General features: G+C 43.3%; 18 protein-coding genes. 7 read left to right on the top strand and 11 right to left on the bottom strand.

Translation table 11 applies throughout. The features are described 5' to 3' along the window. Positions 1-1,053 (top strand): hypothetical protein, encoded by a 1,053-nt coding sequence (locus PBN151_RS00925; RefSeq protein WP_072727291.1) that lies wholly within the window; start codon positions 1-3, stop codon positions 1,051-1,053. A 171-nt stretch (positions 1,054-1,224) separates the two neighbouring features. Here the strand turns inward: PBN151_RS00925 and PBN151_RS00920 are convergent, their stop codons facing one another. Continuing rightward, positions 1,225-2,853: a gluzincin family metallopeptidase gene (locus PBN151_RS00920; protein ID WP_072727290.1), complete on the bottom strand. Its 1,629-nt coding sequence runs from the start codon at positions 2,851-2,853 to the stop codon at positions 1,225-1,227. Positions 2,854-3,061: 208 nt separating this feature from the next. On the opposite strand from PBN151_RS00920, the gene PBN151_RS00915 reads away from it, so the two are divergent. Continuing rightward, positions 3,062-4,810 carry a protoglobin domain-containing protein gene (locus PBN151_RS00915; protein ID WP_072727289.1) on the top strand — a complete coding sequence of 583 codons (1,749 nt, stop codon included), beginning with the start codon at positions 3,062-3,064 and terminating at the stop codon, positions 4,808-4,810. 212 nt (positions 4,811-5,022) lie between these two features. On the opposite strand, the gene PBN151_RS00910 is transcribed toward PBN151_RS00915, so the two are convergent. From PBN151_RS00910 to PBN151_RS00900, 3 genes are all read right to left on the bottom strand, one after another. Continuing rightward, entirely contained in the window at positions 5,023-5,361 is a 339-nt protein-coding gene (locus PBN151_RS00910) for an RNA polymerase sigma factor (protein WP_072727288.1), read from the bottom strand. Positions 5,362-5,580: 219 nt separating this feature from the next. Further along, complete coding sequence (locus PBN151_RS00905; protein ID WP_072727287.1) at positions 5,581-5,991, bottom strand: YjdF family protein; 411 nt, start codon at positions 5,989-5,991, stop codon at positions 5,581-5,583. 481 nt (positions 5,992-6,472) lie between these two features. Further along, the gene (locus tag PBN151_RS00900) at positions 6,473-7,066 is read right to left on the bottom strand and encodes an LOG family protein (protein ID WP_044355891.1); all 594 of its coding nucleotides are present in this window, start codon (positions 7,064-7,066) and stop codon (positions 6,473-6,475) included. A 73-nt stretch (positions 7,067-7,139) separates the two neighbouring features. Here PBN151_RS00900 and PBN151_RS00895 point away from each other — a divergent pair, with 73 nt between their 5' ends. Next, positions 7,140-7,457, top strand: coding sequence for a MazG nucleotide pyrophosphohydrolase domain-containing protein (locus PBN151_RS00895; protein ID WP_021257581.1), 318 nt, complete (start codon positions 7,140-7,142; stop codon positions 7,455-7,457). Between the two features lie 89 nt (positions 7,458-7,546). Here the strand turns inward: PBN151_RS00895 and PBN151_RS00890 are convergent, their stop codons facing one another. Together PBN151_RS00890 and PBN151_RS00885 are read right to left on the bottom strand one after the other, a co-directional pair. Then, a complete protein-coding gene (locus tag PBN151_RS00890; RefSeq protein WP_072727286.1) occupies positions 7,547-8,833 on the bottom strand; it encodes an MFS transporter in 1,287 nt (428 codons plus the stop codon). Positions 8,834-8,855: 22 nt separating this feature from the next. Beyond that, positions 8,856-9,770 carry a polysaccharide deacetylase family protein gene (locus tag PBN151_RS00885; RefSeq protein WP_072727285.1) on the bottom strand — a complete coding sequence of 305 codons (915 nt, stop codon included), beginning with the start codon at positions 9,768-9,770 and terminating at the stop codon, positions 8,856-8,858. A 285-nt stretch (positions 9,771-10,055) separates the two neighbouring features. Here PBN151_RS00885 and PBN151_RS00880 point away from each other — a divergent pair, with 285 nt between their 5' ends. The 4 genes from PBN151_RS00880 (at position 10,056) to hflX (ending at position 14,327) form a co-directional block, all read left to right on the top strand. Further along, positions 10,056-10,601 (top strand): hypothetical protein, encoded by a 546-nt coding sequence (locus PBN151_RS00880; protein ID WP_072727284.1) that lies wholly within the window; start codon positions 10,056-10,058, stop codon positions 10,599-10,601. 277 nt (positions 10,602-10,878) lie between these two features. Continuing rightward, a complete protein-coding gene (locus PBN151_RS00875) occupies positions 10,879-11,502 on the top strand; it encodes a hypothetical protein (RefSeq protein WP_072727283.1) in 624 nt (207 codons plus the stop codon). Between the two features lie 46 nt (positions 11,503-11,548). After that, positions 11,549-12,133, top strand: a complete 585-nt coding sequence (locus tag PBN151_RS00870; RefSeq protein WP_072727282.1) for a TetR/AcrR family transcriptional regulator — start codon at positions 11,549-11,551, stop codon at positions 12,131-12,133. A gap of 922 nt (positions 12,134-13,055) precedes the next feature. After that, positions 13,056-14,327 (top strand): GTPase HflX, encoded by a 1,272-nt coding sequence (gene hflX, locus PBN151_RS00865; protein WP_072727281.1) that lies wholly within the window; start codon positions 13,056-13,058, stop codon positions 14,325-14,327. A gap of 78 nt (positions 14,328-14,405) precedes the next feature. On the opposite strand, the gene PBN151_RS00860 is transcribed toward hflX, so the two are convergent. From PBN151_RS00860 to PBN151_RS00840, 5 genes are all read right to left on the bottom strand, one after another. Continuing rightward, entirely contained in the window at positions 14,406-15,683 is a 1,278-nt protein-coding gene (locus PBN151_RS00860; protein WP_072727280.1) for an ABC transporter substrate-binding protein, read from the bottom strand. Between the two features lie 43 nt (positions 15,684-15,726). Next, positions 15,727-16,395 carry an ABC transporter ATP-binding protein gene (locus tag PBN151_RS00855; protein WP_072727279.1) on the bottom strand — a complete coding sequence of 223 codons (669 nt, stop codon included), beginning with the start codon at positions 16,393-16,395 and terminating at the stop codon, positions 15,727-15,729. A gap of 1 nt (position 16,396) precedes the next feature. Then, positions 16,397-17,356 carry an ABC transporter permease family protein gene (locus PBN151_RS00850; RefSeq protein ID WP_139295249.1) on the bottom strand — a complete coding sequence of 320 codons (960 nt, stop codon included), beginning with the start codon at positions 17,354-17,356 and terminating at the stop codon, positions 16,397-16,399. Positions 17,357-17,556: 200 nt separating this feature from the next. Beyond that, the gene (locus PBN151_RS00845; protein ID WP_072727277.1) at positions 17,557-18,675 is read right to left on the bottom strand and encodes an ABC transporter permease; all 1,119 of its coding nucleotides are present in this window, start codon (positions 18,673-18,675) and stop codon (positions 17,557-17,559) included. 5 nt (positions 18,676-18,680) lie between these two features. Next, complete coding sequence (locus PBN151_RS00840; RefSeq protein WP_072727276.1) at positions 18,681-19,637, bottom strand: hypothetical protein; 957 nt, start codon at positions 19,635-19,637, stop codon at positions 18,681-18,683. Between the last annotated feature and the right edge of the window lie 30 nt (positions 19,638-19,667).

Raw genomic sequence — 19,667 nt, 5'->3', positions numbered from 1 at the left:
ATGGCTGAACAAGAACAAGAACAAGAACAAGAACGGGCACAGAGGCAAGTGAAAGAAAGACAGCGCTATGAACAAGGCTTTCTCGATTGTCGGAATGTTCAAGTATCGATTGCGCTTCAGGAGTGGGGAGTTCCTGTTGAGCTGTTGTATTACAATGCGTGGGAGAGCACGCGCTCGGTTTATGAGCACTTATATGTAAATAAGAAGCTTCCATGGCTGTATGAATCCCCGTGCCTTGTTCCGTCTGAACTGGGGCTAATCGGAGTTGCCTATGAGGAAGTGCAGTATGCGACATATGAAGATGCTGATACCATTTTACAAGACGTCGACTATTCAGAACAAGCGGCCTTTCTCTGGATCGTATGCGGTGAGTCGCCCTATGTGAAGCCAGGATTCTACGGGCATCCAGAATCGGTGCATTCGGTGTGGGTTCAGGGTCTATCCAGCACGTCTAGCCTAGACTCTGAGCTGGCCGATTGCACAGCCGGGGCAGGTTACTGGGTGCGTGATACTTATCCCGAATTCGAAGGATTCGTATCTGAGACTGATTTCCGTCGAATGGTAGATAGTCCGTATGTACATCTAGAAGATAGACAGGTATTTCTTGTACGTCGGCCCGAGCGGAATGACTCAGCGGATAAGGGGCAGATCATGGAGCGTTTCCTAGAGCGGCAGCGAGGGCTTCATGACGATGCAACGTTCTATGACATGATCTGCCGGACGGTGAATCAGCCGGAGCCGGAATTCTTCCCAGAATGGACGGAGCTGTACGACTGTCATTCTCATGCGTTCAAATTTCTAGCAGGTTCCCGTTATGCTTACTCCTGCTTCGCAGAGACCTTGGTGTCAAGTGAACATTCTTGGGTACGGCAGCTGCGAGACATTGCCCGCAGGGCGGATAAGTTGAAGAACGTGTTCTTAATGGCTGTACAAAGCGGTCGTGTGGATGGTCAGGTCGTTCATCGGATGTGCACGGAATTGTACAGACTTGAGCAAGAGTGGCTCGCAAGCGGTCATGTAGAGCTTGGACAAGAGGCCCAGCTTCGGAGATAGAACAGAATATCCGCTTATGAATGCAGGATGACGGAGGGGCAGTCCAAGCAGTTGAGTCCAAGTCCCAGACGACCAATAAGCATGCAAAAGGGGCAGCAAATGCTGCCCCTTAATTCATTGATAGGATAAGGATGATTTCAGAGTGTTCTACCATCATTCTTCGATAAACACTTACGCAAGCGGCTTCGGATTTGTCATCGACAGCAGTTCCTGCATGTTTGACTTTCTTGCATCTCCAAGTGTGCTGCCAATCAGATTCGTAAATCCGTCTATGGTAGCCATCCGTCCGTTGTAGCGTTGGAAATATTTATGCCAGACGATGTCCAGCGCCTCGGTGCCTGCCTTCTGTACCCATTGCACCATTAGGGCAGCGCCCTTGACGCGGTAGAGCAGCTCAGAATATTGGCCAACATGGAACGCGGGAGTCGTTACCTGCTTCTGGAACAGTACGGCTGGCCATTGCTCGGATGGGATGACGAGGGCTCCAGCATCTGGATCCTTCCATGTATCCAGCGATGATAGATTTGGATACTGTCCGTTCCATATCGACATCGCCCAAGGTGCTCCCTCCTGTTCGTGACGATAGTATTGCGCTGCGAATTCAGATAATCCTTCTTCCAAAAATCCTTCAGTAAGCGCATTATGTCCGATCGCAAGTGAGAACCATTGCTTGGCAATCGATCGCAGCACATCCTGTGACAGCACACCTTGCTCATTACCCGCTGCACCGAGACGGTTGAACAAGATTACTTCGTTCAAGCTGTCCGTCATTTCGGGGAATGGGGCTTCGGCGAATTTCCAATGCTTGATTGGCAGCAGTCCAATCTTATCGGAATAGAATCCGATTGCATCCTGCAGCGCTGCTGTATATTTCTTCATCTGTTCCTCGTCCGGCTGCTCGAAGGTGAATACAGACAGTTGTCCGCCACTAGGCAGATCGACCTTCGTCTCTATATATTTCGGGCTTGCGTAGAAGCCGAAATGACGGACATTTTGCACGTTTGAATGAACAATCTTCCTCTCATTCTCCACACGCTGGTCAATCAAGCTGCCCGTCATCGCCACATTCCATGAGGCAGGCATATTCAAGCTTACATCGTAATCCGCAGCATAGAAGAAATCACTCTTATATTTCGGATTGTTCGGAACCCGGTTCCAACCTCCTTGAATCGAATCGAAGACGGCTAGCTGCGGCGTCCAGTAAGTACCGCCAACATAATCATCTGTATAGGATAACCGCTGTGCGCCATACGGGACTTGGACTTCATAATGAATGCGAATCGATACGGTCTCATTAGGAGCAAGCCCCTTGTTAAGCGTGACCGTCATCGATTGGTTTGCATGCTTAAATTGCAGTGCTTTGCCCTCTAAAGTCGTTACTTTCTTCGTCGTTATTCCCCCGAAGAACCGATCATCGATGCTATGGCTGTTATGGGCATCATCCTGAGGAGATTGATTGCGAATTTGTTCGTTGCGCTGCTTGAACTGAACAGGCATCGTCTCTGGCTTGCGGTAGCTGTCGGCGAACCAATGGAAGACTAGCTCTTTAAGGTTGCGATTGAATACGTTGCGAATCGTAACGACGGCCTGCGATTGTATCGTTCGAGTCTGCTCATTCCAATTGGCATTTATCTGATACTGAATCGGTGAGGTGGAGGCATTCTCCTTCTTCGCCTTGCCCTCACTCTTGCCGCCCAACGCACACCCAGCTAGCAGCTGCGCCATCAGGCAGATGACAAGCAAGGTAACAGCTAGTTTCCATCGTGTTGGACGCGGTTGGAATCGCGATGTGTTGCTCATAGGTGGCCCTCCTTCCGCCGATAAATAGGTAAGGTTGTTCATAATTGTATGTTAACTCCATTGTAGTAGATTTATAGGGAGCATATCTATTGATTTGACTTACGTTAGCTTACAGTTTTGTCATGATCAATGATATGGTACTATTACTTAGGGGGATATGCATTCTATTAATTATGGAAACATCAACAACCACTAGAGAGAGAAAGGGATGAATTCGGTGATTCTCCGAAAACCGATGTTACCTCACTCGATAACCGAATCCGATAATGTTGTATTGGATTCCCTACGAACAAAGATGAATTTCTTACAAATCACATCGAAAGATGCCGAATGTCTGCGTCGTTTGGCTCCCTACATGGAAAAGTACGCAGAAGCGATCACAGACCGCCACTATGATTTACTGTTCGGATTGCCAGAAATGAAGCGAATGATTGATCAGCACAGTACTAGGGCAAGGCTCAAGGGAACGTTTATCGCCTATTTGCAATCGATCCCTCAGGTTGCATTCGATGCAGAATACGTGCGAATGAGAGAGCGAATTGGGCAGGTGCACAGCCGCATACAATTAGAGCCGGAATGGTTCATTGCCTCGTTCTTGCGCGTATATGAGTACTTGGTTCCCATCATCGTGAATGATTTCCGTTCAAATGATGCATCTGCGATCTTAATGGCGCTTCACCGGATTGTGATGCTGGATGCCCAAATTGTATTGGAATCCTATCAGTCTGCAACGGAATATCGCCTGATGGACAACAATAGCGACATTATGGAAATGTTAATTCAGTCTGATGGACTGCACACACTGTTGATCGCTGCTGAGCGATCCCTTCAAGATGTTTTGGACATTCAGGCTGCTACCGAGCAATTGACAGCTTCCATCGAAGAGGTGTCCGTGCAGACGGCAGATTCTGCTACGAATACGGTGAATATGATTGCGGCGCTACAGGAGAATCGGAAGATTGTTGAAGAGACGATCGAAGGCTTCGAGAAGATGAATGATTTGTTCTTAGATACACGCACTCGCTTTGACCAATTACAGCGTTCCATGCAGAAGTTAACGGACGTCGTACAGTTAATCGACACGGTCGCTGGAGAGACACAACTGCTCGCGTTGAACGCTTCGATCGAAGCAGCACGTGCTGGGGAAGAAGGACGCGGCTTCGCTGTCGTGGCTGGGGAAGTTCGCAAACTGTCTGATCAAACGAAGCAGGCCGTTCATGATGTGTATGATGTCATTGAGAGCATTCAAGGCATGGCTACAGCGGTGCAAGCGCGGACTCGGGATATGTCGGAGCAAATGGATATCCAGCATCATAAAAATAAAAGCGCTTTCGAGCAGTTGGATCGTATGATGCAGTCGGTCGAAGAGGTAGGTTCTTCGGAGGATGCCATCGCTTCTATTGTCGAACAACAAGCGGATGCTACACAAGAAATTACCGCCAGCATGACTGGCATTGTGAAGAATACAGAAGAAATGATGTCTATGGCCAATGCTACCGGTCAGCATCTCTATACAACCAGCCAATCGGTTGAGACATTGCGCAAGCAATCGCTTGAATGGTTCCGTCATATCGATGATGCACAATGGATTCGAATTATGAAGACCGATCATCTACTATGGAAATGGTGCACGTATAATCGGCTTCTCGGCTTCGATGAGAGTGATCCTGCTGTCATGGAGGACTTCCATCAATGCCGGCTTGGCAAATGGATTGCAACAGAGCAGCAGCGAAGCGATTCGCCAGTGGCCCATCTTCCGCTGTTCAAGGATATGGTGGGGCAGCATGAGATGCTTCATCGCTTGGCAGGTGAAGCTGCTCGTCAGATGGATGATGGCAACCGCGATGCAGCGACAGTATCCTATCGGCGAATGAATGAGATCTCGCAGCAGCTGTTGGCACAGTTGGATGATCTGAGAACTCAGCTGGAGCGTCGCCCTGCAAAACAGCATGCCTAATCGCAAGGGTGAGATGTAAGCGGATTTCGGTTTGGATTGTCTCGTAAGTATAAGATGAAGAGGTACTGAACGGGGATGCGGCTGGATTCTCGCGGGTGGAATTACGTTGTATATAACTAATGAATAAATGAACATATATTGTAATCGGAAATGTAAAATCGGGTTAGGCAACACCATGCAATACGACACGGTGTATGCCTGACCCGATTTTTTTATGCTTGAAGATATTGAATGAAAAAATAGGTTGTTTTTTCTTGTTCCCATTCGACCAGTGCAAGCTGCTTGCGTTTAAATCGATCCTGATAGGTACGAACAACAATGGTATACAACCATGACGCAAAGCTTCTGCTTCGATCATGATCCGCCAGCTTGCGGTATGCCTTAATAAATGCCTCCTGCGAAATATCCTGGGCATCTTCATGAGTTGCTCCCATCCCTCGTAGCAGGCCGTATATTCGCTGCTTGTACTTGTTGACTAGAATCGCGTATAAATCCAGCTTGCCTGCAAGAATTTGCTCGATGATGTCTTTGTCTGACTCGGTGCAGCCCATGGCTCTCCTCCTTCGTCGTTGTCTGTTCATAGATATAGACGAGGCTCTCACTTGCAACTTCTCATCGTAGCAAGAAAGATTTTTTGCGAAGTTCACGAAAAAAAGGAGAACCGGAGTCCTCCCTCATTAATTTTATTTTCTTCTGACACGTTGCGTTCATGAACAACAATCGCCCCGACACAGTAGTGCTGCGCGGGGCGATTGCGTCATAGCAGCAGATTATCTGCCTCTATGCTTTTCTTTCCGCTTGTGAATGCGAATGCTCCGTTTTTTCTCCTGCAAGGCTTCGCGTTCTTCCCGAGAGCGGCATACGCGCTCCTTCTTCCTGCTCTCGCAGTCAAGACGCAGTGCTTCCTGGGATTGCGTCGATATGCCGCGCTGCTTCATTTCCATTGCGGCACGTCTTGCCAGCCGCTTCGGATTGATGCGGCGCAGCGGTTCTTGGGCGCTCACAGCAGTTTGCGTGATCCGTTCCATTAGCGGCATCATGAATACTTCCACGAATTCAAGCACTTCTGCATCCTTTGGCTCTGCTCCAAATACATGGCGGCAAGCCTTCAGACGCCCATGGACAGTGTCCTCGACGACTCCGATCCAGAACGGACCTTCAAAAAATACGGTTAACTTCACACTCTATTCCCCCTTTGTCATAAAGAGTGAGGGACATCCCAAGGGGGGAAGGTTACTGATCCCAAACATTTTCATGCCGGAACGTTCGGACTACCAACCGAAAACCGTGTTTTTACACTCTTACCTGAGTATAACGCAAATGAATGGAGTTCCCAAGATGAAGATGTCATTGAAATAAGCAGGTAGGAATGAAATTTAGATGGGAAAGGAGGAAGTTAGAAAGTTAGAAGTGAGAAGAAATAAGCAAAAATAGAGAAATAAAAATACTGAAAGTTAGGATGGGGTGATTGGGCGGATAGGCGGATACAGTAATTAGTTGACTTCGAGCATGCATCAGGAAGAAAACGGGGGAACCACATCCGATCTGTGGAGGAGCTCGCGTTGGAGCTTCCACAGATGAACATGGATGATGAGTTGTACGAGTTGATGCGTTACCTATTTTTCGCGTATATCATGTTAGACAAGGTTGAAAAGTCAGAAGCTATTTATCGGATTCAGAATCCAGCTGGCTCCATTTGTTGCCGAATACCGGCGGTGTATATTGAAGCAGCTTCTCAACGAGCTCTGCAGGGTCAGCGGAAGCAAGGATGAGCAATTCATGCTCTTGCTTCACAAATCCTGCTTGGATGGAGTGCCGAACCATTTCCAGCATAGGTGTGAAATAGCCTTCCACATTCAGTACGCCGATTGGCTTCTGATGAATGCCGATTTGTGCCCAGCTAATGACCTCGAACAGCTCTTCAAATGTTCCGAATCCGCCTGGCAGCGAGATAAATCCGTCAGACAGATCGATCATCGTTTTTTTGCGTTCATGCATATCTTTTACTTCAATGAGCTCAGTCAAGTTGGTATGTACAACTTCACCTCGGAACAATCCGCGCGGCATAACGCCTGTTACCTTGCCGCCAAGGCGCAGCACTTCATTGGCTACTTCGCCCATGAGACCGACTTTGGAGCCGCCGTATACAAGTTCAATGTTCTTCTCAGCAAGTACACGGCCTAGAGCTTGCGCGCTAGAGGCGAAGTTGGGGTGCGTCCCCAAGTTGGATCCGGAATACACACATAATCTTTTCACGAGTAATGCCTCCTCATCTGGTATACTTCATTAAGTATAGACATCATTGGTTAGGAAAGGAAGTTAATTTACAATGGAGATGAAACCATTTCAACAGTGGGTGCAGCAATTTTATCAGAAGCGGGAATGGTCGCAATATAATTCCTTTATTCGCGTCGGCTTCCTCATGGAGGAAGTGGGAGAGGTTGCACGTGTTGTTCGGGCGCTGGAAATTGGCCGTGACCGTCCAGATGAAGGGGAGCGCAGCCGCGATGAACTGCGTCAAGAACTGGTGGAAGAGCTCGGTGATGTGCTGGCGAATGTCATTGTGCTGTCGGAGAAGTATGACATCGACTTGAGTGAGATTGCACAAGCCCATATGGACAAGCTGACGAAGCGTTTCGGCGGTTGATTCGGTAAGGAAACACCAGGGAGAACTATCGGCAAGGTAAGAGCAAGAGTAAGAGCAAAAGCAAAGCTAAGAGTCTAAAGTGTAAATTGCTAAGATCCATTCCTTTGCGGCGAGCTGCGAATCGGATAGATAACAAAGCAAATGATGGCGAATACGAGTGCAACGATTGGGATGCCTGCCAGCATCAGTCTAATCCCCAATATGGCTGCGTCAGGCTGCTGCGCGCTATTGGCAACATAGCCGCTGGATTCGAGTACGGTGCTCATAATAATGGCTTGCAGGGAGACGCCGAACCGAATAATAAATCCATTCATCCCGAAATACATACCTTCGCGTCGTGCCCCTGTCGTGCGCTCGTCCTCGTCAATGACCTCAGAGAGGAGAATGTCGAGTAGGATGATAAGTCCAGCAAGGCTGAACCCGATGAATGCGCCTGCTATATAGGCACCGAGTTCCGATGAGACGAACAGAAGTGGAGCTAAGGAAAACATATAGCATACGATGGCAGCAATCATCGTTTTGCGCGGTCCGTAGCGTTTCGTCCAATGCGCCCATACGTACACGAACGGGATCGCAGTAACGAAGACCAGCCCAAGCATAATTGTGTTGGCGCTTTCATTTGCGTGCAGTGCATATTTGGTGAAGAACGGAATCGCCGCGGTCAGAAGAGCAAAGGTCAATTGCACGAAGAAACCGCCCAGTACATAGGCGACAAAAGAACGGTTAGAGAACGTATACACAATAGCTTTCCATAACCCGATTGAGCGAGCAGATGCCTGCTCATTCTCCTTCGAGCCCCAGATCATCACTGCCAGAAATATAGCGGATATGATTCCGAAGGTAAGCCCCATAGCCCCCCATCCGTATTCGGTATAGACTAGCGGTGGTGCTGCTACCCCTCCAATCATCCCCAGTATGCCGAACATTTGCTTCCACGAAGAGGCAGATGCTCGCTCCTTCATCGTAACGAACATTTCCGGGAACAAGGCTGAATAATTGAGGATGACGAGTACATACAGAATATCGTACAGCAGCACGAACACAAGGAAGTACCAGAACAGCCCGTTACCGGAAGCAAGTGGGAACCAGATGAGGGTAAATACAGCCGCAAGCGGTATCGTTCCAAATGCCATGTAGGGAATGCGCCGGCCCCACCTCGTACGAAACTGATCGGACATATAGCCGAACAATGGATTGAGAAAGGCGCCGACGAGTCCGTGGATCACCATCGCAATGCCGATGAGTCCTGGACGGACGCCAAGGATGTCAACGTAATAATAGACAATATAGGCTGCGAACATTTGGGCCAATAAGTTGGCAGATATATTTCCTGAAGCGAAGGCAGCTTTGCGTGCAGGGGATATCGCAATGCTCATGGTATGACCCTCCTCCTTGTTCCTACATAAGCGGTGGGAGCTGGCCGCGCTGTACATCCCGCAAATCCCGCCAACGAATGAGTTGAATACCTTCTTCTGCAATGACACGCCTGATGTCTGAATCGCGGAATAATCTCCATTCCATGCCGCGCTTCTCCCAATGTGGAGTAATGGCCTTTAATTCATCAGATACGATGGAGGGGTGGAGGTACATCTCGGTAATACCGGGAAGAAGACCGCGTAGGAGTGCTTCCGCCTTGGCTTTGACCTGAGCATATGTCTCTCCTGGAATCCGTTCATAAGGGAGCCCGAGCAGTGTATCAAGAATGACAACCCCTTTGGCATCTGCCAGATCGATCCGCCTCTTCGCCATCTTCTCGAGTTCTGGATTCAGCTTCATGCCGCCAATACGTCTTGGCATGCGGAACGGCAGTCCATACGCTGCACATACATCAAATACTACGTCAAGGAAATCCCGTCCCGACGCGAGTCCGTACAAGCTGCCCATGTGGTTATCCGCATGCGTAATATTGATGCCAAAACGTCTTGCCGCTTCAATTTGACTAATCATTTCACAGCGAATTTGCTCAGGATCGGCGAGATGTTCGACGGTTAGACAATCCTCAGGGAAGTAGCCCTCCTCGGTGAGCAGGGTGGAGATGTCTCGTGAACGGTTCATCGCCGACCATTTATACCCTTCCCACTCGCTCGTGAAGGTGAGGTGTACCCCGATGTCCAGCTCTGGATGAGCGGCGCTCCACTTCGCTGCTTCCTTGGCCCAGCCGCATGGCATCATGATGGAGGTGGAGCAAATCGATCCCTCCTCAAGCAGCTGCATAATCCCCATGTTCGTTGCATGACACATACCGAAGTCGTCGGCATTAATGATGAGCAGACGATCGGTTTCCTCATACCCCAAAGCTCTCATGACGTTCATGGCCTTCGCCTCCATGTGTGATTGATCGATCCGCATGAATCGATTCGTGTTTATGCAACTAAATATATTCGAGAGTCGGCGGCAACTTGCACTTGCGCTCAGATATAATGATGGTTTACTCACGGGAGTATCGAATTCTCATGCGCGATGGAAAGTGGGAAGTACAATAGGGTATCTGTTATCGCTTAGGGGCATCCTTCGATTACGCAGATATGCTTCTGATTCGGAGGCATCTCTAATATGTTAATCATAGAAGAGATGGCATCCTAGAAGGAGGGCTGAACGATGACATGGGATATCATTCGCATACCTTGGACGACATATCGGGGGGCAGAAGCAGCGGAACGGCTGCCTGAGGCTCTCCTTCAGTTGAAGGATGCTTCGACAACAGCAGAAGCGGAGCTGGCCAGTGAATCAATAGAAGCAATTGTGGTTGTGCAGGGCGCCTTGTATGAAGTGGCTGTACCGACATCCATTTGCTTGCTAAGCATGATTCAGAATACGACGGATACGGCGCGTCCTTACATGCTGGAGCTGCTTGTTCTCATTGCGTCCGGCGAGCCGGCAGATCTTGAGTTGGAGTACGGAAATCCGCGTCTGGCAGATGCTTGCAAGCGGGAAGTTGCCCGAGGAACTGCTGTATATGCCCACCTGCTTGAGAATGGGCGCGCGGCCGAGCGGCTGCATTGTATTGATCTTCTAGGATTGTGTGCGAAGCGGGATAGGACGGTAAGAGAGCGGGTACGCTGGATGTTCCGTCGAGTACTGCAGTCTGAGAGGGATGAACGTATTCGGGAGTTCTTGTCTTATTGGCTGAGGGAGCTGGTGTAGTGATGATCCATCTAAGATTATCAAGAACTATTTAATTACGACATTACTTGCTCTGAAAAAATAAACTCCTATAAGAAAAACAGCTCGTGGCTGATCGAGCTGTTTTTCTGTTATTTTCAAGGTAAAAAAGAATGGCAGATGTCCTTAAGTTGAAATGACTTCATAAAAAATGAATGTGATTAAGAACAAAATAGGTTGACATCCAATTTGTGGGGAGATAAATTGATAACATGAAACTAAATTAGTATAAATAGTTTCGAAATAGGGAGGGATTTGCATGGTTTGGATTCAGAAAAAAGACTTCGTAGTCGCTACATTTCTGTCTGCTATCCTGTTTGTGCTCTTCTGCTATCTAAGTTCAGGGTATGAGCTAATCGTCACATTTGCCCTTGGGATCGTGTTTGCATACTCGATTTTTATTACGTTGTATAGGAGGAAAGTTGAACCGAGTGAACCATTGCAAGTTCTGCCGTTCTACTTCGGTGTTCTAGCCTGGCAGTTCATTCATTTTTCCGAAGAATTCTCTACCGGATTTTCAACCCGCTTTCCTCTTATTTATGGTGGAGAACCCTATACCGCGCAATTTTTTGTTGTGTTGAACATGATCTCCTATTCTTGCTTCGCTCTTGCCGCTATCTTTGCCTTTGTCCGGCGTAAGCCCGTTCTTCTTATTCCCGTTTTGTTCTTTACAGCTTATGGAGCGCTCGGCAATGCCATCGCACACACCACTTGGAGCCTTTATTTCGGCGAATATTTTCCGGGCTTATACACCGCTCAGTTATATTGGCTCCTTGGACCGCTTCTGCTGCGAAGATTGACGGGGGACTGGAAGGTAACCCTACTCCTGATCATTCCTTATGTCGTCCTGCTTCCGATTGCGTTAATTGCTGCCCTTGTTTAAAATGAAATTACTTCATATCATTATCATTACGGAAGAGGAACCTGACATGAGCAAAAAGACGGAAGCGAGACTGTTAACGCATGCTGCATCCCAGTTTTTTCGGCACGGTTACTCCAATCTATCCGTGGACGATCTCGTGCAGGGGATTGGGATGAGCAAGGCTACGCTGTACCGCTACTTCGATTCGAAATACGATTTGCTGGAAATCGTGATCGAGAAGCTATTTCAAGAAATTGAGGCAGACATTCATGAGCTGCTTGCGAGCAAGCAGGAGCCTGAAGTGAAGCTGCGTACCTTTATGGCCTTGATGGTAGAGCGATTGAACGGTATTGAGCGATCCGCGATCGAGGATATAAAGCACAGCGTGCCCGTTTTAAATGAGAAATTTCAGAATTTGCGCAAGCACGTCATTATTAATCATTTGGTGAAGGTATTAGAGGACGGTGCTGAGCAAGGTTATTTTCGGAAGAATATCGATCAAGGGGTTGTGGCACATATCATCTTTGCAGCGATCGAATCGTTGACTGATACAGATTACCTGGCTGAAAGCCGCTACCGGTTTTCCGAAGTTTTCGATATGGTGCTGACCATTGTGATGTACGGAAATGTAGCAGGTGCGTCGAAGCACTGACGATTATTTTGTACATATAATAACTTTTGCTTCAGCAAATTACTTGGAGCTAATAACGGCAGCTTTGTCCCAGTTAGTGTCAACGGAACTTTTAGCACTCCGTCCATTACGTTATCGCCTGGTACATACAGCATGTATTACGAGAATAAATCCGATTTCCCTATCGATTTCGATGCCTTTGTCCTTAGCTCTAGTTAGTTGTATGAATCTAGGAGAATAAGATTTATGCAGATAACTACTTGCTTCAATACTTTGGCTGTGTTAGGATGAGGATAACTTTGACAGAACGGAGGGTTCACAGTGGTAAATAAGGCAACCATCTTCCGCCTAGGAAGAATCCGATTGAACGCATGTGTCACTAACTGAATAGTGCTCATTAGCTCTGCTTGTGTGCAGAGTAATCGGGATTGGTCTGCCTTGTTGCTACGGAACCTAATAAAATGGTTGGCGACAGAAGAGGGAGGGATCGTGCCTACCTTCTTTTGTTGTGCCCATTGCACGTGTCTGCCGCTATTGAAGGAGAGAAGTATGTCTCTTTGAGCATTGTCGTCGCATGTATTGCTTGTTCCTGATCGTGTTATCTGGTTCGGGGCAATTGGGGTGCATGTGTCTGATAATGCGAATACAGCTGTGTGCATCAGTGGATGCTGGCAGCGTTAACTGCGAACAGCGGTAATAGCTGTAGACTGTACAGTTGGCCATTGGGTTGTTCCAATTGGATTGAATCGCCCCTATCAAGGTGGGAGTTCGATCTAATTAGCCGCAAGGATCCTATGTGTAATAGGATACAGAAGGTTGCGATCCAGAATTAATACGATTACTCCAAGCGCAGGCGGGATGCCTGTGTTTTTTTGTGCATCAAGTTGTATGAGAACCAGGCATGATAGGAACAAAATAAATAGAAACATGGAGGAATAACTTTATGGAACAACTAACAATCGAACCGCAAAAGGCCGTACTGGTCGGCGTGAATATGAATCATCAGCCAGACTTTGCATATTCGATGGAGGAACTGGCGAACCTGGCGAGCGCATGTGATGTCGAAGTAGTCGGGACAGTGACGCAGAATCTGAGCCGCATCAATACGTCGCATTACATCGGCACAGGCAAGATACAGGAAATTACGATCATGCTGAAGCAGCAAGAAGCCAATCTTGTTATTTTCAATGATGAGCTGTCGCCTTCGCAGCTGCGCAATCTGGAAGCCGATCTAGACTGCAAGGTCGTGGATCGGACGCTGCTCATTCTGGACATCTTCGGACAGCGCGCGAAGACTCGTGAGGCGCAGCTTCAGGTCGAGGTGGCAGAGCTGCAGTATATGCTGCCGCGTCTTGTTGGCTTGCGTGAATCACTTGGCCGCCAGAGCGGCGGTATCGGCACGAAGAACAAGGGCGTGGGTGAAACAAAGCTTGAGCTGGATCGTCGCCGGATTGAAGAGAAAATTACAGCCATGAGCAGGGAATTGGAAACGCTCGTAGCGCATCGCCAAATTCAACGTAAGAAGCGGAAGAAGACAGAGATCCCTGTCGTCTCGCTCGTCGGCTACACGAATGCGGGCAAATCCACGGTAATGAACGCACTGGTTGGAAAGTTTACGGGATCACAGGACAAATTCGTATTTGAAAAGGATATGCTGTTCGCAACATTGGAAACGTCTGTCCGCAACATTGAGCTGGAGGATAAGAAGGAATTCCTCCTGACCGACACGGTTGGCTTCGTCAGCAGACTGCCGCATCATCTTGTGAAGGCATTTCGCTCTACGCTGGAGGAAGTGAGAGAAGCCGACCTGCTCGTGCATGTTGTGGACTTCTCCAATCCGGAGTATGAGCAGCACATTCACATTACGAATGAGACGCTGAAGGCAATTGGAATCGAGGATATTCCGATGATTTATGCTTTCAACAAGATCGACATGAAGGATGGAGAAATACCGGAATCGCAGGACAATTCCTTGTATATTTCGGCCAAGGGCAAGCAGGGGCTAGATGAGCTTGTCACGGCGATTCGCGGCAAGGTGTTCCGCAATTACGTGAAGTGTGAGATGCTCATTCCCTATCACGAAGGACAGTATGTCTCTTACTTGAATGAGCATGCGCATGTACTTGCTACTGAATATGAGGAGCAGGGCACGAAGCTTGTTCTGGAATGCAAGCAGAGCGATTATCAGAAGTTCGCTCAATATGTGAAAAAGTAGTGATTAAATGCAAAGTCACTTCGAATAGGAGACGAAGTGACTTTGCAAGAAGATCAAAACTATTTAGAATAGAAAAAATTAGTTAGTATTTCTATTCAATAATTCATTTCCCGAATCTTCCCATTCGTTAAGTGCTTCTGTGATTGATTTTTCTTTATTCCTTGCAGATTCTATTTGTTTGTTCCCTTCGGTGATTATCATTCTAATATCATTAATTATTTTGAAATTATTGTATAAGTCCAACTGATAATTTGCTGATATAGAAGATTGCAACTTATAGAAAGCATCGATATTATATACGGTATCTTCCTTGTGATTATAAAATGTAAATAATTCACTAGGTATGTCTTTATTTGATTTTGCCCATTTTTGGCTGTGAATAAACTTGAGATATTCCCATGCTATTTCAGTATTGTTAGAATAGGCATTAATGGCGATAATGTTGCTAAAAGTAATTTCACTTCCTACATGAGGAGATCCGGTATGAATTGGATAAGTAACTATGTCAAAATTGCTGGGCATTTGTTTTTTTAGTGAATTAAAATAATTATAGTTTTCTATGATTATTCCAACTTTATTGTTAAGAAATAGGTCTTCTCCTTCAGATTTTATTGGTGTAATGTTCTTTTGGAATAATGAATCAATTAGCTGGAAGCTTTCCTTCCAAGTATCAGTTGCAACTGTCATTTTCTTTTGGTCTATATCATACATTCTCACATTTAAACTGGATAAATAGTTGTTTATAATATTGAAATAGTTAGAGTCGTTGTATCTGTCAAAGCTTATTCCATAAATATTATCCTCTTTTAGTTGTAAAGATAATAGTTCTGCTTTTTGAAATAATTGCTCCAAAGTCATTAAATCATGAGGAGGTTCAAGATTAGCTTTTTGGAACAACATTTTGTTATAAAAAACAACCTTTGTTTGAAAGGAAGGAGATAGGCCATATAAATTTCCGTTTCCAAGTTGTTTCAAGTAATCAATAACTGAAGTTTTAGCAGAATTAATATCAAATTTATCCTTATTGATAAAGGGAGATAACTCCTTAAGTTGATTTTGTTGAGACAGTATTTGATATAATGAGGAATCCATAAATAATAAATCAACCGGCTCAGTACCTGTTAGTAAATTTAAGACATTTTGATAAGGGCCATTAGGGTTATGAGTCGCTGGATCTTCTGTTATCGCAGATACGACTTTTATATCGACATTTGGGTGTAAAATTAAAAATGGTTCTACAAATCTACGTTGGAATTCTTCATTATTTGTGTCTCCAAAAACTAGCCCAATGATTAATTTTTCGTCATTTTTAACTTCTATATTTTGACTACATCCTAATATCAAAGTACTTATCAAAAGTGAAATGATAACTATTTTTCTTATTTTCCTCACTCACTTTCTATATGTCTTTGATTTTTCCGTCTACAAGATTTATGATACGATTACATTGATTAGCGATAAAGTGATCATGTGTTACAATAATGATAGAACTGCCTTTTGAATTTAAGTCTTTTAGGTAATTAAGCACCATTTTACCGTTTTCCTGATCAAGTGAGCCCGTAGGTTCATCCGCAAGTATGATATCGGGTTTTCCAACTAAGGCACGACCAATAGCAACTCTTTGTTGTTGTCCTCCAGATAACTCGGAAGGATACTTATTATAAAATTCAGATAAACCCAGATATTGTATTGTTTCCATTATATCCTTCTTTTTTGTTTTTTTGTTCGTTTTTCGGTAATAAAGAGGCAATTCAATGTTTTCGTATACGGTATATTGAGGCAGTAGTAAGAAATTTTGAAATACATATCCGAATGTTTGATTTCGTAGTAGAGCTATTTCTTTCATTGTCAGGCTTTTGACATCAATATTATCTACGTAAATAGAGCCTTCATCAGGGAAATCTATGCAACCAATTATATTAAGTAATGTAGATTTTCCTGAACCCGACGGTCCGGTAATTGCAATCATTTCCCCTTTTGTGATTTTGAAATCTATTCCATCCAGTATATTTCTTTTTTCTCTTTTATTGAAACTTTTTGAAATACTATCGATTATTAGTTTCTCCACATTAATACACCTCTTTAATGCTGCGAATTAATTCTGTACGAGATAATTTGTTTCTAATAAAAAATGTAATGATTATTCCAATAATGAAGAACAAAGAGGATGAAATCCCAAACGTTAAAAGAGATATTGGTGTATCGTTTATCAGATGAGTTAACAAATAAGAAATAAAATAGGAAATAGATGAAGCAATAATGAGCTGACATGTGAACTCAAAAAATAAAGAAAGTAATAATATTGAAATACTTGAGCCATGTATATACAAAATAGCTAAATCAGTTAGCCTTTTTTTTATTGACATAAAAATGATTCCGATAAATCCGATCATGGAAAGACATGTTAATATAATTCCTAATGAGATAGAAATAAAAATAAGTGTTGAGTTTTGTTTTTTTATTTGGTCAATCATTTGCTCTATAGTATAAACTTTAGCTGAAATATTATTTAATGAAAGATATTCGTTGACTTTTGAATTGAATTGTTCGAATGAAGAGTTTTTTTGTAAGGTAATAATTGAGTTATAGGACATTCTTTCGATATATTTTTTTCCATTAAGCTGTTCGTTTTGGATTGGAGCAATTATGAAGTTTTGCTTGTCATAAATCGCTCCTTGAAGTGAAGTTGTTCCTCCGTTCCATAGAATTATGTTTGAAGAAAGGTTTTTTTTGATATTGAATTCACGATGTATTACAGTTTGTTTTTTATCATCAGCGATAGGGAGATTCAATTTTTGTAAGTTTGTATTATTAAGATTTTCACTAATGTATATGTCTGTTGAACTTTGAAAAGGCTCTAAGTGGTATTTGGATAAAAGTTCATTACTAACAAAAAAGAGCTCAGTGTCAGTTTTAAGTTCAGGAATATAATTTGTTCTATTGAGATATGTGGCAATAGAAGTTACTTCCGGCAGGTCTTGAATAAAGTCATAGAATGAGCGTAATTTAGATTCATTTTCATTATTCACAAAAATTCGAACATCATTGTGTTGAGAAATAGAGAGCACATTCTTATATAATTTATAACTGCTTATATACGAATGTACCCCCCAATTAATAAATGTGATGCTTATAATGAGTTGCAACATTACGAAAAACCATCGACCTTTATATTGTATATTGTATTTATATAGATATTTTAGGTTCATGAATTATTCACCTTCTTACGTCATCTCATTCGGGTGATTCTAGAAAAATCAGGGGTTATAATTGTTTTTAACGGCCATATTACACTAATTACAGTACTAAGAAAAAGAAGAAGGAAAGTTGATAAGATGTTCGAGAGAGACAAAATAATAGATTCAATATCAAAAATATATACCAATGCTTTGCTGAAAGCCAATCCAGGAAGTAAAGCAATTGATACAGAGGCAACTGTCATAATAAATAATTCACATATAACTTCCAAGATAATTTTACCTTTTGTGGCTCCTAAAATCATCTTCAGGGAAAACTCACGATGTCGTTCGTACAACCAAAAAGAAGATAGATTAATGAGGTTTAGTATAGCTACTAAAAGTATTGTTCCGCCAACAATTAATACTCCATAAATACTATTTTGATATTGAGAATTTACAGCTATGTTTGAAACATTAATAGTTATATTAGGATTCTTCGAGGCATATTGCTGAATCAGTTCAGTTACTTTTGATGGAGAAGTGCCATTGGTTTTTATCAAAACATTATAAGTTGGTTGAGTGAATAGAAGATTGTCTGGCAAGCTTGAAATTGGTAAATAAATACTATCATCCCATGCAGTTTGCTTGTCTTTTTTGCCAATAACACCGATTATTTTATACTCCAATCCATTTATAAGGAGGGAGTTGTTGGTTATTTGTTTGGAAAATTTGTTATATATATTACGTCCGATCATTATGTACTTTTTTTGGTCGCGAATATCGCTTGGACTAATAATTTTTCCTGAAAGCAAAGGAAGCTTCCATTCAGGATATTCCTTGTAGTTCACAGCGATTAGAACATGTTTATTCTGTTCAGTCCCAATTAATCCATTATCTAGGCCTACGTGTATTTCTGCAAACTCTGCGCCGATAGTTGATAATTTTAATAGAGTTGGTTTAATAAATTCATATTTCATTTTTGAAAAATTAACATGTGTATAATTTATATTTTCAATTGGACCATATGATGTTTCTAAAAGTTTGTTTTTGATTCCATCTTTTATATTTAATCCAGTAATAATTACGGTGGCGCTAATAATAAAGCCTAACATCATCAAAGAAACAGGACCTTTATTGTAAATAATATTTTTTAGATACCTATTGATCATATAAATCACTCCACATGTATTGTAAATCTAAAAGAAGTGTCTATAGTGAAAGAAACATTGTTATCGTCGTCTCTAATAAGCCAAGGGTTAGATACCAAGTATGCACTAATTTCATATTTCCCTGGTTGCTCTGGTGCTTTAATCGTTATTTCTTTATAAGCTGTATCTACCTCTGGATTTCTAAAATACCACCAATTTTCATTCTCGTTAACTTCGATTTGTTTCCAATTTAATAAGAAAAAAGCTAGATAATCTTTTGCGAGACCATTTACCCTTACATTCAGTTTGACATTTTCATTTGGTTTTGTTTTTAGTTCATTTGGAGGGAGTCTAAAAAACTCATTTTCAGAGTAATTGTCTTGATTGATTAATATACCTTCATATACATTGGAAGGGTCTTTAGAGATAAGGATACGTGTATTACTTGAATATTTTATAGATTTCGATTCGAACGGTTTCAACATATTATCTTGTGGAGTTAAATCAATTCTTTGGCTAACTCCATAAAAATCAGAAGTATCACCTAGGTCACCAGCATGTTTTTGTGGTCCAGCAACCACTGACACTATTAATGGAGCGAATGAATGGTTTTTGTAAGTAACAGGGATTGACAAAGGAATTACAATGTCTGCATCATTTTCAAGAAAAAAATACTCATTATTGTTAAATAGTTTATCAGTAGAAGTATAATCTATTTCTAAATAATTTAGTAACATAATCAATTTGAATTGATTTGGATGACCGGATCTATTGTAAAATCTGACCTTAAAGTCGAAGTTTTCACTAACTTCATGTTTAAATTCTTTTATTATTTCATTATTTGTGTTTAATATCTGAATACCATATCCGAGTTGGTTGTCGGTTACTTTGGAATATTGAACATCCATATCTGTGATGCGGGAACAGGAAGTTAGCATAACTACTAGAAAAATGAATTTTATGAGTCGGACTTTATAATTCATAATTCCTCCGTATAAACCAACTCTCAGGAG

The sequence above is a fragment of the Paenibacillus sp. NAIST15-1 genome, from assembly GCF_001894745.1.
Lineage (GTDB): Bacteria > Bacillota > Bacilli > Paenibacillales > Paenibacillaceae > Paenibacillus_B > Paenibacillus_B suaedae.
This window is presented reverse-complemented; position numbering and strand designations above follow the sequence as displayed.